General features: G+C 71.1%; 15 protein-coding genes. 6 read left to right on the forward strand and 9 right to left on the reverse strand.

Going from position 1 to position 15,905, the window contains the following annotated elements; translation table 11 throughout:
- Window positions 1–103: 103 nt before the first annotated feature.
- Window positions 104–979: a TIGR03619 family F420-dependent LLM class oxidoreductase gene (locus tag ACL03I_RS20905; protein ID WP_355078038.1), complete on the forward strand. Its 876-nt coding sequence runs from the start codon at window positions 104–106 to the stop codon at window positions 977–979.
- Window positions 980–992: 13 nt separating this feature from the next.
- On the opposite strand, the gene ACL03I_RS20910 is transcribed toward ACL03I_RS20905, so the two are convergent.
- The 5 genes from ACL03I_RS20910 to ACL03I_RS20930 form a co-directional block, all read right to left on the reverse strand.
- A complete protein-coding gene (locus ACL03I_RS20910) occupies window positions 993–1,850 on the reverse strand; it encodes a fructosamine kinase family protein (RefSeq protein WP_412806768.1) in 858 nt (285 codons plus the stop codon).
- The gene (locus ACL03I_RS20915) at window positions 1,847–2,626 is read right to left on the reverse strand and encodes a helix-turn-helix domain-containing protein (RefSeq protein ID WP_412806769.1); all 780 of its coding nucleotides are present in this window, start codon (window positions 2,624–2,626) and stop codon (window positions 1,847–1,849) included. Before ACL03I_RS20915 ends, ACL03I_RS20910 begins: the two co-directional genes overlap by 4 nt.
- 155 nt (window positions 2,627–2,781) lie before the next feature.
- A complete protein-coding gene (locus ACL03I_RS20920) occupies window positions 2,782–3,405 on the reverse strand; it encodes a hypothetical protein (protein ID WP_364434969.1) in 624 nt (207 codons plus the stop codon).
- A 92-nt stretch (window positions 3,406–3,497) separates the two neighbouring features.
- Complete coding sequence (locus ACL03I_RS20925; RefSeq protein ID WP_356966036.1) at window positions 3,498–4,061, reverse strand: TetR/AcrR family transcriptional regulator; 564 nt, start codon at window positions 4,059–4,061, stop codon at window positions 3,498–3,500.
- Window positions 4,058–4,999 carry an esterase/lipase family protein gene (locus ACL03I_RS20930; RefSeq protein WP_412806770.1) on the reverse strand — a complete coding sequence of 314 codons (942 nt, stop codon included), beginning with the start codon at window positions 4,997–4,999 and terminating at the stop codon, window positions 4,058–4,060. The genes ACL03I_RS20925 and ACL03I_RS20930 overlap by 4 nt, the downstream gene beginning before the upstream one ends.
- A gap of 178 nt (window positions 5,000–5,177) precedes the next feature.
- Here ACL03I_RS20930 and ACL03I_RS20935 point away from each other — a divergent pair, with 178 nt between their 5' ends.
- Genes ACL03I_RS20935 through ACL03I_RS20945 form a run of 3 tightly spaced genes read left to right on the forward strand, consistent with a single transcriptional unit; the run spans window position 5,178 to window position 5,964 of the window.
- Window positions 5,178–5,558: an inorganic diphosphatase gene (locus tag ACL03I_RS20935; RefSeq protein ID WP_355078044.1), complete on the forward strand. Its 381-nt coding sequence runs from the start codon at window positions 5,178–5,180 to the stop codon at window positions 5,556–5,558.
- Between the two features lie 49 nt (window positions 5,559–5,607).
- Complete coding sequence (locus ACL03I_RS20940) at window positions 5,608–5,724, forward strand: LPXTG cell wall anchor domain-containing protein (protein ID WP_355078045.1); 117 nt, start codon at window positions 5,608–5,610, stop codon at window positions 5,722–5,724.
- Window positions 5,725–5,733: 9 nt separating this feature from the next.
- On the forward strand, window positions 5,734–5,964 hold the full coding sequence (locus ACL03I_RS20945) for a DUF6480 family protein (protein ID WP_355078046.1): 231 nt from the start codon (window positions 5,734–5,736) through the stop codon (window positions 5,962–5,964).
- Between the two features lie 67 nt (window positions 5,965–6,031).
- Here ACL03I_RS20945 and ACL03I_RS20950 read toward each other — a convergent pair whose 3' ends face one another.
- From ACL03I_RS20950 to ACL03I_RS20965, 4 genes are all read right to left on the reverse strand, one after another.
- Entirely contained in the window at window positions 6,032–6,871 is an 840-nt protein-coding gene (locus ACL03I_RS20950; RefSeq protein ID WP_355078047.1) for an SDR family oxidoreductase, read from the reverse strand.
- A gap of 38 nt (window positions 6,872–6,909) precedes the next feature.
- Window positions 6,910–7,470: a hemerythrin domain-containing protein gene (locus ACL03I_RS20955; RefSeq protein WP_355078048.1), complete on the reverse strand. Its 561-nt coding sequence runs from the start codon at window positions 7,468–7,470 to the stop codon at window positions 6,910–6,912.
- Window positions 7,471–7,636: 166 nt separating this feature from the next.
- Window positions 7,637–12,241 carry a cation-translocating P-type ATPase gene (locus ACL03I_RS20960; protein WP_412806771.1) on the reverse strand — a complete coding sequence of 1,535 codons (4,605 nt, stop codon included), beginning with the start codon at window positions 12,239–12,241 and terminating at the stop codon, window positions 7,637–7,639.
- Window positions 12,242–12,332: 91 nt separating this feature from the next.
- Window positions 12,333–13,523 carry an alcohol dehydrogenase catalytic domain-containing protein gene (locus tag ACL03I_RS20965; protein ID WP_364434950.1) on the reverse strand — a complete coding sequence of 397 codons (1,191 nt, stop codon included), beginning with the start codon at window positions 13,521–13,523 and terminating at the stop codon, window positions 12,333–12,335.
- 168 nt (window positions 13,524–13,691) lie between these two features.
- On the opposite strand from ACL03I_RS20965, the gene ACL03I_RS20970 reads away from it, so the two are divergent.
- Window positions 13,692–15,167 carry an aminotransferase class I/II-fold pyridoxal phosphate-dependent enzyme gene (locus tag ACL03I_RS20970; RefSeq protein ID WP_412806772.1) on the forward strand — a complete coding sequence of 492 codons (1,476 nt, stop codon included), beginning with the start codon at window positions 13,692–13,694 and terminating at the stop codon, window positions 15,165–15,167.
- Between the two features lie 12 nt (window positions 15,168–15,179).
- Window positions 15,180–15,791, forward strand: a complete 612-nt coding sequence (locus ACL03I_RS20975) for a flavodoxin family protein (RefSeq protein ID WP_355078052.1) — start codon at window positions 15,180–15,182, stop codon at window positions 15,789–15,791.
- Window positions 15,792–15,905: the final 114 nt, after the last annotated feature.

Raw genomic sequence — 15,905 nt, forward strand, 5'->3', positions numbered from 1 at the left:
TGCCGTCGCGGCGCCACGGTCGCGCCTGCGGCAGTTCCCCTCACGTCTCGGCAACCGCCCGGGACCCGCGCGGCGCGCTCGACGCGCCAGGAAGGCAGGCACCGTGCGTTTCACCTACGCCGAGACGATGACCGACCCGTCGTATTACCTCGCTCTGGCCAAGGCCGCCGAGGAGGCGGGCTACACCTCCATGGCGGTCGCCGACAGCGTGGCGTACCCGAAGGAGTCCGACGCGAAATATCCCTACACCCCCGACGGGAACCGGGAGTTTCTCGAGGACAAGCCGTTCGTCGAGGCATTCGTGCTCAGCGCGGCGATGGCGGCGGTGACCACCACGCTGCGGTTCACGCCGTTCGTGCTGAAGCTGCCGATTCGCCCGCCCGTGCTGGTGGCCAAGCAGGCCGCGTCGGTGGCCGCGCTGAGCGGCAACCGGTTCGGGCTCGGTGTCGGCATCAGTCCGTGGCCGGACGATTTCGAGATCATGGGGGTGCCGTTCGACAAGCGCGGCGCGCGGATGGACGAATGCATCGACATCGTGCGCGGACTTTCGGCAGGCGGGTACTTCGAATACCACGGGCAGTTCTACGACATTCCGCCGATCAAGATCAGCCCGGTGCCGACCGAACCGGTACCGATCCTGATCGGCGGCCACAGCAGGCCCGCGTTGCGCCGGGCCGCGCAGCGCGGCGACGGGTGGATGCACGCCGGTGGCGACGGCGCCGAATTGGACCGGCTGCTGGGCGAATTGGACACGTTGCGCGCGGAGTACGGCACCCGCAAGGACTTCGAGGTGCACGTCATCTCGCTGGACGGTTTCACTGTAGACGGGATCAAACGTCTCGAGGACAAAGGGGTCACCGATGTGATCGTCGGCTTCCGGCTCCCCTACACCACCGAACAGGACACCGAGCCGCTGGAGACCAAGATCGCCAACCTGTCCCGCTTCGCGGAGAAGGTCATCGCCCGGGTCGACGGGTGACGCCGGGTGCGGGTCAGGACCCTAGCGCGGCGGCGGCCGCGGCGAGGGTCCGCGCTCGGTAGCCCGCGCCGAACAGCGCGACGTGCACCAGCAGCGGATGCAGCTGGTGCAGCGGCGTGCGGGTGCGCCATCCGTCGGCCTGCGGGTGGGTTTCGTGGTAGGCGGCGCGGATACGGTCCAGGTGTGGAGCGCCGAAGAGGGCGAGCATGGCCAGATCGGTCTCGCGGTGGCCCGCGTGCGCGGCGGGGTCGACGAGCATCGCCCGTTCCCGCGTCCACACGATGTTGCCCGACCAGAGATCGCCGTGGATGCGGACCGGTGGTTCGGCGGGGCCGGCCAGCTCATCGATGCGATCGATGACGCGTTCGATCAGGCGGGTGCCGTCGGCGCCGAGCGCCGCCGCCGCCCGAGCGAGGTAGGGCGCGAGGCGCTGCTCGGCGTACCACCGCGACCACGGGCCGTCGGTCGGGGTGTTGGGCAGTGGCAGGCTCGCGATCCAGCCTTCCCACGGGGCCCCGAACCGCTCGGCGCGGGCGGCGTGCAGCGCGGCCAGTTCACGGCCGAATCGCTCGGCGGCCGCGGGGGTGGGTCCGGTCTCCTCCAGCCAGGGCAGCACCAATGTCCGGTCGTCGGCGGCCAGGACCTGCGGCAGCAAGGCCCCGGCCGGGTCGGGCGCGGTGGCGCGCAGCCAGGACAGGCCCGCGGCTTCGGCCGCGAAGACGGATGTCGGCTCGGCCGAAGCCTTCACGAAAACGGTTCTGCCGTCGGCTGTTTCGGCGCGGTGCAGCGTCCACGCGTGGCGGGCGCCGAGATCGGTGACGGCGCGGACGGGCGCGTCCAGCAGGGCCGACAGCTGGGCCGCGCGGCTCACCGGGCGCCCGCGGTGAGCCGTTTCATGGTGTCCTCGTCGGCGGGGAAGAACGACTCGATGGCCAGTTCGGCGACGGTGACGTTCATCGGGGTGCCGAACACCGTCGTGACGCTGAGGAAGGACAACTCGTTGCCGTCGTGCTCGATCCGCAGCGGCACCACCGCCTGGTCGGGTTCGGGCACGGTGAGCTCCACTTCGCCACCGGGGTAGGACCGCAGCTCCTCGAGCAGGTCGGCCAGGTCCCTGGCGCCGGTGACCTCTACTTGGCGCGCCAGACGGGCGAGGATGTGGCCACGCCATTCGGCGAGGTTGCGGATGCGGCCGGCCATACCGTCGGGGTGCAGGCTCAGCCGCAGCGCGTTCACCGGCGGTTTCGTCAGTGCCGTATCGATGTCCGCGATGAGCACGGCCACGCCGCTGTTGGCGTCGATCATCGTCCAGTTCTGGTCGATGGCCAGCGCGGGGTAGGGCTCGTGGCCCGCGAGGATCTGGCGCATGGCGCCGCGGACGGCGTTCATGGCCGGAGTGTCCAGACCGGGCTGCGCGTAGGCGGGCGCGTAGCCCGCGGCCAACAGGACGCGGTTGCGTTCGCGCAACGGGATCTCCAGATGCTCCGACAGGTGCACGATCATGGTGCGGCTCGGGGTGGCGCGCCCGGTTTCGATGAAGCTCAGGTGCCGCGCCGAGGTGTCGGCCCGTCCGGCCAGCTCCAGCTGGCTGAGCCTGCGTTCCAGGCGCCAATGTCGCAGCAGGTCACCTGCCGTTGGGGTAGTCACGCCCCGATCCTACGAACGGCCGGCCGTCGCGGCCATTACCTCTCGGGTAAGGGCCGCCGATACCTGCGGCGTCCTGGCCGTTCCGGTCGCCGTGCCCGCGCGGGAACACGAATGTCCGGCCGGAAGCGTGTGCTCCGGCCGGAACTCGGGCGCTGTCAGGCCATTTCGGGGACGCGCAGATGCGCGAACGCCAGCTCGAACTCCCCGACCTCGAGCACGTTGGCGCCGACCCGCTGAGTCGCCGCGCTCCTGATCCGAGTGCTGTGCTCGCGGGTGGCGTCCATCGCCTCGCGAGTCGCCCACACCATCGCGCCCACCCCTCGGCCGCTGTCCCGGTCGACGAACAGGCTGGCGCTGCAGAATCCGTCGAGCGTCTCGATCTGCGGCAGCACTTCCATCCGGAACGTGTCGATCAGGCGCTCGACCTGCCCCGGGTCGACCTGCACCCAACTGCACCTGGCGCAGGCGGCGTCGCCGGCGGGATGGTCGCGGTGCATCGCCGCGATGTCCCATTCCTCGACGCGCTCCACCTCGCCGCCGAGTCGGCGGGCCAGGCCGTCGCGCAGTTGCTGGGCCCGTCCTCTGCTGGCATGCAATGCCTCCTGCGATTCCCACGAGGTCGTAGCGATGCAACGTCCCGTCGACCGGTTCACCAGCAACGACATGCCGACCCACCCCTGCAGCTCCGGCAGATTCGACATCACTTCATCGCGGAGGTATGCGATCCCGTCGTCCATCGATGACGGCTGGGCCGCGATTGTGCTGGAACGTGCGTACACGGGCCACCTCCCGAATGCTCATGGCGGCGCCCCGGTGGCGCCACCGGACATACTCACCTTCCTCCAGCCCACGCCCACACGCAATGCCTCGGCTACCGTTCGGCTACCCCGTTGCCGCGGTGTCCGGTGGCCAGGCGTACCAAGGCCGCACGCAGGTCCGGGCGGGTCCGCGAGGCGGTCAGCTCCGCGAGCGCGATATCGGCGATCGCGGCCACGATCAGCGTCGCGACCGGTTCCGGGTCCGCCCACCCGGCGGCGGCGAGATCGTCCGTGATGACCAGCGCGGCTTGCCGATTGCGCGCCGCGACCTGCTCACCGAGGCCCGCTTCGGAGCGCGCCTGGATCAGCAGCGCCTTCGTCGCCGGCTGGGCCAGGCAGCCGTCGAGGTAGGCGTGCATACCCGCGGTCAGCCGCTCGATACCCGGCGGCGTGCCGGAGACGGTGTCCAGCACCTGGGCGAACAAGTCCTCGTGGAAAGCGTGGTGCAGCGCTCGGATGTAGTCTCCGCGGCTGGACCAGTGCTGATAGAAGCTGCCTTTGGCCATGTTCGCCTGCGCGACGATCGCGTTCACCGACAGTTTGGCCAGATCCGCCTCCCCCAGCAGGGTGCGGCCCGCGTGCAGCAGTGCCTTGCGGCCGGGCTCGGCCGACCTCACGACCCGGCCGCCGAGGTGAGCGGTCCGACGATCGGCGCGACCACCGGGCATTCCACCGACCGGGCGTGCTCGGGATCCAGCGCGTCGAGCACTTCGCGCACCGCGACCGGATCGGAGGTGAGCCCGTAGTGTTCGGAGTAGTCGGTGGCGCACACGTCCTGCAGCACGATGTTGCGGGCGTTCGGCCCGTCGAGCATGCCGGTGGTGTAGGGCGTGGCGATCTCGTCGTAGCGGCTGACGATGCTGACGAACTGCACATCGGGCACCAGCCGGGCGTCCGCTTTCAACTCCCGCAGAAACGGCGAGTCCGGCGACATCTGGCAGGGGCCGCAGTCGGCGATGGCGTCCGCGGTGCCCGGCAGATCCCGCAGGGGCTTCGCCGCGGTGTCGGCGCCGCTGAGCGTCGACCCGTGATAAGGAGCGCCCAGCCCGATGTGGCGTGCGACCTTTCCGGCGCCGCCGAGGTGGTGGAAGTAGTAGAACGGCACCGCACCGCCCATCGAATGCCCCACGACATCGACCTTCGCCGCGCCGGTGGCGGCGAGGACGCGGTCGATGAACGCTCCGATCTGGCGGGCGCTCTCGGGGACCGGCGCCACCGCGCCCAGCGCCGGACCGAACGCACCGGCGCCGTAGGTGGTGGTGTACACGCAGTAACCGGCGGCCGCCAGCAACGGCGACAGGGTCTGCCAGCTCACCGTCTCGTTGCCCAGGCCGTGCAGCAACACCACGGGATTCGGATGTGCGGCACCCGGGTGGCAGGTCCAATCGTTGGCTCCCGGCGGGGGCGCCCCCGGCGCCGCCAGCTGCGCGGCCAACCCCGCCAGATAGCTGTAGGGAACGCTCGCGGGCTCCTGCGCCCCGGCGACGGGCGCGGCTCCCAGGAGGCACACCGCGGCGGTGGCCGTCGATGCGGCAAATCGAAGCAAGGTTCGCACCTGCTACTCCTTCACTGAACACGCTATGACCGACCGGTCGGTCACAGCGTACAGGTGTCGCGGCCGGGCGGGAAGGGCGAAGCGGAGCGCCCGATCGACCGGCCTGCCGCCGCCCGGTGTGATGCTCCGTCGTGGCTCGCGCGCCACGGCATGATCGATCTGCCGTAACCTGGGGCGGGTGACCGATCCGGTGAAACTCGAGGACTCCGAATCGCTGCGGTTGGCGCGTCTATTCCTCGGCCGCACAGTGGATCTGGTCATCGACCGCCCGTACGGCAGCCACCATCCGCGATGCGGATTCCGCTATCTCGTCAACTACGGATACGTTCCGCTCACCCGCGCCCCCGACGGACAAGAACTCGACGGGTACTTCCTCGGACCGTCCGAACCTCTGGTCTTCGCCCGCGGACGCTGTGTGGGGATCATCCACCGGTTCTACGACGATGACGACAAGCTGCTCGTCGTCGCGGACGGTAGCCCCGCGCTCGACGACGCGGCGATCGCCGACGCCGTCGAGTTCCAAGAGACCGCCGGTCACTACGTGATCATCGGCAGGTGACCGGCAGCCCCTCTCGATTGGGCACGCGGATACCGGGTAGGCCCCTGCCATGGAACTGTTGGTGATTCTCGGACTCGCGGTGCTGGTCGGCGCGGTGATCCTGTATCGCAAGAGGTCCGGCAAACGGCCCGACGCACCCGAGGCACCCGGAAACGACGGCGAGTAGGGAGCGGCTATGAACGCGATGGACCCCGACCCCGCGAAAACTCCCGACCTGGAACCCGGCGGCGGGGTGTCGCCCGGCGCCACACCACCGGACACCCCGCAGACGTCCGGTCTGTCCGCGCCGGAGCCGAGCACCCGACACCACTTCCCGGTCACCGGCGTGCTGGCGATGCTCATCGGGGCGCTGGTGATCCTGCTGTTCGTCGCCGTCGCGGTCGGGCTCGTGGTGACGATGCTGTGACCCGCCGCCACCGGCGGTCGGCCGATCCGGGAGATCGGCCGACCGTGGGGCTATCGCGCGCCGAGGGTCACAGGATCGGCCTGCCGCCGGTGACGGCGATCCGAGCGCCCGAGACATAGCTGCCGTCGTCGGAGGCCAGCATGACGTAGGTGGGCGCCAGTTCGGCCGGTTGACCGGCGCGGCCCAGCGGGGTGTCGTCCCCGAAGTGGGTGACCTTCTCCACCGGCATGGTGGACGGGATCAACGGAGTCCAGATCGGTCCCGGCGCAACGCTGTTGACCCGGATCCCGCGCTCACCCAGTAGCTGCGCGAGGCTGGCGGAGAAGTTCGCGATGGCGGCTTTGGTCGCCGCGTACGGAGCCAGGGTGGGCGAGGGCATGTCGGAATTCACCGAAGAGCTGCCGATGATCGACGACCCCGGCGGCATGTGCGGCAGCGCCGCCTTCACCAGGTAGAAGTAGGCGTTGATGTTCAGCTTGACGGTGTGCTCGAACTCCTCGTCGCTGATCTCTTCCAGGGTCTCGTGCGTCATCTGGAACGCCGCGTTGCTCACCAGGACGTCGATCTTGCCGAATTCCCGCACCGCCCGGTCGATGACGGCGCGGCAGTGGGCGGCCTCGGACAGGTCGCCGGGCACGAGCACGGCTTTGCGTCCGGCCTGCGTCACCAGATCGGCGACTTCCTTCGCGTCCTCGTCCTCGTCGAGGTAGGAGATCAATACGTCCGCGCCTTCACGCGCGTAGGCGATCGCCACCGCCCGCCCGATGCCGCTGTCGGCGCCGGTGACGACCGCGGCCTTGCCGGTCAGTTTGCCGGAACCGCGGTAGCTGTCCTCACCGCAATCCGGCACCGGAGTCATCTTGGCCTGGATACCGGGGACTTTCTGCTGCTGCTCGGGAAACCCCATGTCGGTCCTCCTTCTGGCGTTTCGGGGCTGTGGGTGGTTCAGCTGTCGTGCTGGCGGCGCCAGTCGCGCACCGCGTCGCGGGCCCGGTCGAACAGCGCCAGCGGCGGGCCCGCCGCCAGATTGGCGAGCGCGGACTCCCCCGCGTGCGGGTGCGGCCGGGTGGGCGCCACGGCCTCGGCGGCCCGCAGCGATCCGGCCATCCGCTGGAGCTGGCTGCTGGAGAACTGGGCGCGCAGCAGGGCGAATTCCTCGGCCTCCTCGTGCGCGGCGTGCTCGTCCACCGCGTCGGCGAATTCGGCGAGCCGGGCATCGAATTCGGGATGGTCCACCCCGAGGTCGTAGAGGTCGGCCAGCGCGCGTTTGGCCGCGTTCTCCTCCTCCAGCCGCGGTTGCACGATGTCGGCGTCGGCGCCGAACCGGGCCCGTCCGGCGACCGGATGCACGACCTCCTCCTCGGCGCTCTCGTGCACGGCCAGCAACCGCACCAACTCGGTGAACAAGTCCTGTTTCCCGTCGTTACCCGACTTCAGTCGCGCCAGCAGCGTGCGGATCTCCTCGTGCTGGGCGGTGAGCAGGTCGACGACATCCTGGTCGGTCATCGCAACACTCGTTTCTGTTGTCGTGGAATGCGTTCGTGGGCTCAGGTTTTCGTGCCCTGGGCGACCGGCCGCCGGGTCGCCGCGCGGACCGGGGATCATGTGCCCGTGGCGAGGCCCGTCGCCCGGCGGGTACCCGGGCGGACGGACGCCAATCAGCGCGCCGCTGCTACTCCGATTCCGGTGGGGGCAGCAGCCGCGGAACCAGCACCGCGGCGACGGTGGCGGTGGTCGCACAGGTGGTCGCGATCCCCCAGCCGACCGGATCCAGCGGGCGGCAACCGAAGTAGCCGCACAGTCCCGGTGTCATCACCACCGCGCCGAGCACCGCACCGCTGGCGGCCGTGGTGAGCCACACCAACGGGCTGCGGTAACCGGAGACCAGCGTCTGACCCAGCTGTGTGCCGATGAGCGCGACCAGGCCGATGGTGGCGGCGCGGCGCTGCGTGCCGGTCATCCGGCCGAGGGTCCAGGCGACCGAGGCGCTGGTGGCCGTGGCGACGCCGCGCACGCCGAGCGTGTGCAGCAGGTCGGGGCCCAGGCGCGCGGGCGGCAGTTCGGCCAGCCGCTCCGCCGCGCGCTGCGCTTGGGCCTGCGGGTCGTCGGTGTCGTCGGGATCGACCGCGTCCCGTTCCCGCGACAGCGCCAGCGCCATGGCGGGGAACATGTCGGTGAGCATGTTCACCAACAGGAACTGCCGGGTGCCCAGCGGCGCCTGGCCGCTGACGGCGGTGCCGTACAGCGTGAAGGCGACCTCGCCTGCGTTGCCGCCGACCAGCACGCCGACGGCGTCGGTGACCCGCTGCCACATGCCGCGGCCTTCGACGAGGGCGTGCAGCAGCACCAGGGGGTCGGGATGGGTGAGCACCATGTCGGCGGCGTTGCGGGCGGCGACCGAACCCTGTGCGGCCAAACCGATTCCGACGTCGGCGGTGCGGATCGCGGCGGCGTCGTTGCTGCCGTCGCCGGTCATCCCGACCACGTGTCCCGCGCGGCGCAGCGCCGCCACGATGCGCACCTTGTGTTCCGGGCTGACGCGAGCGAACACCGTGCTCTGTTCGATCAGTTCCGCACGCGCGGTCTCGTCCAGACGGTCGAGATCCGCGCCGGTCACTACCTCCCCCGCCTCGATGCCGAGCTGGCGGGCCACCGCCGCCGCGGTCACCGGGTGGTCGCCGGTGATCATGCGGACGCTGATTCCGTTGCGCTGCAACGCGGTGACCAGCGGCACCGTCTGCGGGCGCGGGGCGTCGGCGAGGCCGATGAATCCGAGCAGACTCAGTTCGGCGACCGCCGCCTCGACGTCGTCGGGTTCGGTCGGCAGGTCGCGCCGGGCCACCACCAGCACCCGCAAGCCCTGCTCGGCCAGATCGCGAACCACCTGTTCGGCGCGTTCACGCAGGCGGTCGTCGAAGGGATGGTCGGTCTCGTCGATCCGCACGCCGGTGCAGCGCGAGAGCACCACCTCGGGGGCGCCCTTCACGATCAGCCGCAGTTTGCGGGAGGTGTGACCGAGAGTGGCGGCGTAGCCGCGGTTGGATTCGAACGGGATCTCCTCGATCGCGTCCCAGCGGCGGGGGTCGTCGCCGAGCGCCTCGGCCGCGGCCTCGACCACCGCGCGGTCGGTGGCGTGCACGATCGGGCCCTCGGCGGGATCGGGGCAGGCGCGGGTCGCGGCCCGCAGCAGGCGGTGCGCGTGCTCGCAGTCGGCGTCGGCGGGCCACTGCTCGTCGAGATCGGCGAGTGTGGTCAGGCGCAGCCGCCCCTCGGTGAGGGTGCCGGTCTTGTCGAAGCACAGGGTGTCCACCCGGCCCAGTGCCTCGACGGTGCGGCTGGCGCGCACCAGCACGCCGTGTCGCGACAGCCTGCGGGCGGCGGCGAGCTGAGCGACCGTGGCCACCAGCGGCAGTCCTTCGGGGACCGCGGCGACCGCGACCGCCACGCCGTCGGCGATCGCGGTGCGCAGCGGCCTGCCGCGCAGCATGCCCAGTCCGGTCACGATGCCGCCGCCGCTGAGCGTCAACGGCAGGGCCCGGTCGGTCAGGCGGCGCAATTGCGCCTGCACACCGGCCTTTTCCGGCGGGATGGCACCGGCGGCGGCGCGGCCGGCCTGGGTGTCGTGACCGACGGCCACGACGATCGCTCGCCCGGTGCCGTTGACCACGGTGCTGCCTTCGAAGACCATGCAGGCGCGCTCGGCCAGCGCCCGGCCCGGGGTCGCCGCGACCTGTTTCTCGACGGTGATCGATTCGCCGGTGAGGCCGGATTCGTCCATTTCCAGATCGTCCGCGCGCAGCAGCCGGGCATCGGCGGGGACCACTTCCCCGGCTCGCAGCACGATCACGTCGCCGAGTTCGAGGAGGTCGGCGGGCACCAGGTGCTCGCGCGGTTCGGCGGTGTCGAGGTCGGCGCGGTCGATCACGCGGGCGCTGAGCTGCTCGCCTTCGAACAGGCGGAACAGCGCGTTCTCCGCGCGCTGGCGCTGCCAGGCGGAGACCAGCGCGTTGACGCCGAGCACCGACGACAGCAGCACCGCGTCCGACGGCGCGCCGAGCACCGCGGTGGCGACCGCGCCGACGCCGAGGATCGGGGTGAGCGGATCGGCGAGTTCCCGGCGCAACTGACCGGCGAACGACGCCGCCGCCGCGATGACGCTCACGCCGGGGATGCGGGCGACCGCGCCGGGCCGGGCGCGCTCGGGCACCGCGAGCGGCCGCGGCAACCGGCTCAGCACCTCTTGGGGTTCGAGGGCGTGCCAGGGCAGCAACGGTGCGAGCGTGGCCGGTGGGGCGGTGCGCGCCGAACGCCATCCGGTGTAGGCGCCGGTGAGCAGACCGGTGTAGTGGGCGGCGGTCATGGGCGACGAGCGGCCCGCGCTGTCCGGGGCGACCGCGAGCAGCAGACCGCCCAGCGCCGCGCCGGACAGGGCCAGTGATCGGCCGCGTTCGCTCACCTGACGGGCCGGAGCGACGGCGGCGAGGACGCGGTCGGCCTGTGCGAGGTCGCGGCAGACCGCGTCGGCGGTCCACGGCATCTGCAGCGCGTTGCCCTCCCGCACGGCCAGACCGATCGCGACGTCGGCGTGGGCCAGCGCCTTGTGCGCGCGGGGACTCAACACGGCGACGACGTGACCGTCCTGCTGCAGAGCGCGCACCAGCCCGCTCATCGACGTGGACGGGGAGACGAATTCGTCGGCCATGGACCGCAACTCGGCGGCGTCGGCGCTCGCGGCGAGCGTCACGCGCAGGCCCGCGCTGCGCGCCCGGCCCAGCAGCGCGTATGCCCGACGGTCGAGTTCCCGGCCGACCAGGACCCGCCCGACCGGTGTTCCGTTGTCGTGGAGTTCGCGCCACACTGGGCGGCGCGTCACACCGTCGTCGGGTTTTCCGGTCGCGGGGTGCACCAGTCTGCGGTGGCCGCCGGCCGACAGGTAGCGGCCGGTGTGGTCGGGCTGCGCGTCGTCGCGGCTTTCGCCGGTCTCGTGCTCCCACAGCAGCCGCTGGCTCGCGCTCCATACCTCGGCGACCGACCATCTCGGGTCGCTCGCTTCGGCCTCGAGGACCAGACGCCGTGTGGTCAGCAGCGATTCTCCATCGATGACCAGCGCCGACAGTCGGTCCAGCCGCCGCCACACCCGCGGGTGCAGCGTCAGCACACCCGCGCGGCCCAGCATCGTGGAGACCAGCGCGCCGTAGGCCTCGCGGCTGGCCCGCGCCGCCTTGGGGGCTCCGAGTTCCAGTGCGTCGGCCGCGCCGAACAGGCCACGTCCGCCGAGGACGGAGGTGACCGCGCCCGCCAGCGCACCCGCGGCCGTTTCGTCGGCAACCCGTTCGATCGGGCCCTGCGGCATGTCGACCACACGGTCGGGCGGGGTCAGCGGGTCGCACACTTCCGCTGGGCGGCGGTCGATCTCGGCCTCCCAGTCCTGCCATTGCACGTAGCGGGTGAGCGATTCGGTCAGCGTGAAACCGCGGTGCACCGCGTCGATCACCAGATTCGCCGTGCCCGCCGCCGCACTGTTGCCCAGGGCGTTGCCGATCGCGTTCGCCGTGGTCAGCACCAGATCGGTCCGTGGACGGCCGAGCTGATCCTCGAGCCGTTTGCGGAGGCGGGGCTGGGTGTCGACGAAGGCGGCGGCGGCGCGCAACACACGGGCGGGTCCGCGCAACGGCAGCACGGCGCTCATGGCGGACAGCCCGATCGCGCACACGTCGCCCGCGACCTGGATCCCGGCCGCCAGCAGCGGTTCCCGGTCCCCCGGGTGCTCGCAGCCGCGACTCCAGTCCAGATCGCCGACCGCGGTATCGGTCTCGGCGGATTCGATGGCCGACACCAGGGCGGGCAGGTCGGCCGCACCGTGCTCGAGAGCGGCCACGACGCGGCCGGTCACCGCATTCACTCGCCACCAACGCACATCGCGGCGGCGGTCCAGCGTCCGGTGCAGCGCCTCGGTGATGTCTCCGCTCCTGCCGGAGTCCAGGCCGCGCACCTCCACGGTGGCCCGGTCTTCGTTGAGCGCCACCCGGCGCCGGGAGCGCAGCGCGTGCGGGTCGATCAGCGCGGCCAACTCGTCGCGCAACTCCTCGTTACTGCCCAGATTCAGCAGCGACACGCCTGCCCGTGCGCCCGCTGCCACCGCCTGCACCGGCGCCTGCGCCGCCTTCATTCCCACGTCGACGGCCTTCTCCACGCTCGCGCGGGCCATCTCCGCCGCAACGGAGGTCGGCGCCTCGAGCCACCACGGTGAGACGACTCCGCGTAGTAAGAAGCTCATACACGGCAGCTACCCAGGCATGCTCAGAGCAAACCGTCCGCGGCCGCGGTGCGGGCACCGCGGCCGGGTCCGGTGCGGACCGCTCCGCCGGTCAGTTCGCGGTCGGGTCGAGCACGATCTTCACCGCGCCGTCGGTCTTCTGCTGGAAGGTGGCGTAGGCCTGCGCCGCATCGGTCAGTGGGAGGCGGTGGGTGGCGAAGGTGTCCACGCCCAGCGGGTCGCCGTCGCGCAGCAGCGGCATGATGTCGTCGACCCACCGTTTGACGTTCGCCTGGCCCATCCGCAGCTGGATCTGCTTGTCGAACAACACCCGCATAGGCAGTGGGTCGAGCATGCCGCCGTAGACGCCGATCACCGAGATCGTGCCGCCGCGACGGACGATGTCGATGGCGGAGTGCAGTGCCGCGAGCCGGTCGACGCCCGCGGTGTCCATCACCTTCTGGGCCACGAAATCGGGCAGGAACGCCGCCGAGCGCTGGGCCATCGACGCGATCGGCGACCCGTGGGCTTCCATCCCCACCGCGTCGATCACCGAGTCGGTGCCCCGGCCGTCGGTCCAGCCGCGGATGATGTCGCCGAGCGGCTCGTCGACGGCGTCGAGGTCGATCACTTCCATGCCGCGCTCGGCCACCCGCGCCAGCCGCTCGGGTACCCGGTCGACACCGATGACGCGATAGCCGCGATGCGCGGCCACCCGGCAGGCCATGTCCCCGATCGGGCCCAGACCCAGCACGGTCACCGATCCGCCGTCGGGCACCCCGGCGTATTCCACGGCCTGCCACGCGGTGGGCAGCACGTCCGACAGGTACAGGAAGCGGTCGTCGGCCGGTCCGTCGGGCACGGTGATGTGGGTGGCGTCCGCGTGCGGCACCCGCAGATACTCGGCTTGGCCGCCGGGCACCTGCCCGTAGAGCTTCGAATAGCCGAACAGGGCGGCGCCGCAGCCGTATCGGCGGACCTGCGTCGTCTCGCACTGGGTGGGCAGCCCGGTCCGGCACATGTAACAGGCGCCGCAGCTGATCTGGAACGGGATGACCACGCGGTCACCGCGTTCCAGCCCGGTGACGGCCGAACCGGTCTCCACCACACGTCCCATGGGTTCGTGGCCGAGGACGTCGCCGTTGCTCATGTAGGCGCCGAGCACCTCGTACAGGTGTAGGTCGGATCCACAGATGCCGGTGGAACTGACCTCGATGATCGCGTCCGTCGGGGCCTCGATCCGAGGATCGGGCACCGTCTCCACGGCGATTTTGTGTCGCCCTTGCCAGGTCACTGCCTTCATCCGCGCGGCTCCTCCGTCGGGGTCGGTACTTGTCCCCGTCCTACCCGGACACCTGTGCCCGAAACGACCGCGCCGGGGTTTGCCGTGGGCAAAACCGCAGGCCACGGGCTCGGTGCGCGGTGGGTACGCCGGATGTGTGCCGCCGCGCATTCGGGGTAGGCGGTAGCCGTGGACCATTCACGAGCTCCCCTGCTGGAAGCCCTCGCCGACTATCACCGGCTGGGCCGGTACGGCTTCACGCCTCCTGGGCATCGGCAAGGACGCGGAACCGACGAACGCGTCCTGGACGTGATCGGCCGCGACGCCTTCGGCTCCGATGTCCTGGCCGTCGCCGGGCTCGACGACCGGCTCTCGCGCGGTGGCTACCTGTCGCGCGCCGAAGCGCTCATGGCCGACGCGGTGCGCGCGGAATCGGCGTTCTTCTCCACCTGCGGCAGTTCGCTATCGGTGAAGGCGGCCATGATGACGGTGGCGGGCGGTCACGACGGCGGCCTGCTGGTGGCGCGCGACAGCCACAAATCCGTGGTCGCCGGGCTGATCTTCTCCGGTGTCCAGCCGCACTGGATCACCCCGCGCTGGGACGCCGAGCAGCATTTCGCCCACCCGCCCTCGCCGCGGCAGGTCGCCGAGGCATGGGAGGAACACCCCGACGCCGCGGGCGCGTTGATCGTGAGCCCGAGTCCCTACGGCACCTGCGCGGACATCGCCGGCATCGCCGAGGTCTGTCACGAGCGCGGCAAGCCGCTCATCGTCGACGAGGCGTGGGGCGCGCATCTGCCGTTCCACGACGACCTGCCGACCTGGGCGATGGACGCAGGGGCGGACCTGTGTGTGGTCAGCGTGCACAAGATGGGCGCCGGTTTCGAGCAGGGCTCGGTCTTCCACGTCCAAGGCGATCTGGTCGACACGATCAGGCTCAGCGAATGCGCGGACCTGCTGATGACCACCAGCCCGAACGTGCTGGTCTACGCCGCGCTCGACGGCTGGCGCAGGCAGATGGTCGAGCGGGGGCAGGAACTGCTCGGTTCCGCGCTGCGCGTAGCCGAACAGGCCAGGCGCCGGCTCGCCGAGATCCCCGGCATCAAGGTGCTGGAAGACGAACTGCTCGGTGTCGAAGCCTCCCACGACCTCGACCGGTTGCAGGTCCTCATGGACGTGTCCGGTACCGGGGCCAGCGGTTATCAGGCCGCTGACTGGCTGCGCGAGCACCGCCGCATCGACATGGGATTGACCGATCACCGCCGGTTGCTCGCCACGCTGTCGCTCGCCGACGACAAGGACACCATCGATGTCCTGGTCGACGGCATCGCCGCGTGGCGCGACCAACTGAGCGATCCGCGGCCGCCACGCATCCAGTTGCCCTCGCCCGAGGACCTGCAACTGGACTCGGTGATGCTGCCGCGCGACGCGTTCTTCGGCCCGGTGGAGACCGTGGACGCGCGCGACGCCGTCGGCCGGATCGCCGGCGAACAGATCACGCCCTATCCGCCGGGCATTCCGGTGGTCATACCCGGCGAGCGCATCGACGCCGCCGTCGTCGACTACCTGCGCACCGGGCTCGACGCGGGCATGAACGTCCCCGACGCGGCCGACTCCCGGCTGCGCACGATCCGCGTCGTCGCCCGCGATCGAACCGAAACGTAGGAGGTTTCTTTCATGGCCGGACCGACCGCGCTCGCCCTGGTGTGCACGCTGAAGAAGTCCCCCGCCGAATCCAGCAGTGATGTCATCGCCCGGCAGGTCCTCGACGAGCTGGCCGAACACGACGTGCAGGGCACGGTGCTGCGGCTGGTGGACTACGACGTGCTACCCGGAGTGACCGCCGACGAAGGCCCCGGCGACCAGTGGCCGTCCATCCGCGAACGGATCGCGGCGGCCGACATCCTGCTGGTGGCCACCCCCACCTGGGTCGGGCACATGTCGTCGGTGGCGCAGCGGATGCTGGAGCGATTGGACGCCGAACTGTCCGAAACCGACGACGCGGGTCGTCCCGCCATGGTCGGCAAAGTGGCCACGGTCGCGGTCGTCGGCAACGAGGACGGCGCGCACAAGATCGTCGCCGACCTGTATCAAGGGCTCAACGACATCGGATTCACCATCCCGGCACAGGGGTGCACGTACTGGAACGATCAGGCCATGGGCGGCACCGACTATCAGGACCTCGACTCGGTGCCGAAGGCGGTGGCTTCGGCGACCGCGGCGCTGGCCAGGAACGCCGCGCACCTGGCCCGGGTGCTCGGCGCCCAGCAGTACCCTCCCGCTGAATGATTCCCACGCCCGTGGGGGGGGGCCCGCACAACCCGGGGGGGGGGGCGCCCCCCGCGCGGGCCCCCCGCCGCGGGCGGCGCGGGGATAAAGCCACAGCCGCCGGGCGCGGGGGGG

This window comes from Nocardia sichangensis, assembly GCF_047200615.1.
Taxonomy (GTDB): domain Bacteria; phylum Actinomycetota; class Actinomycetes; order Mycobacteriales; family Mycobacteriaceae; genus Nocardia; species Nocardia sichangensis.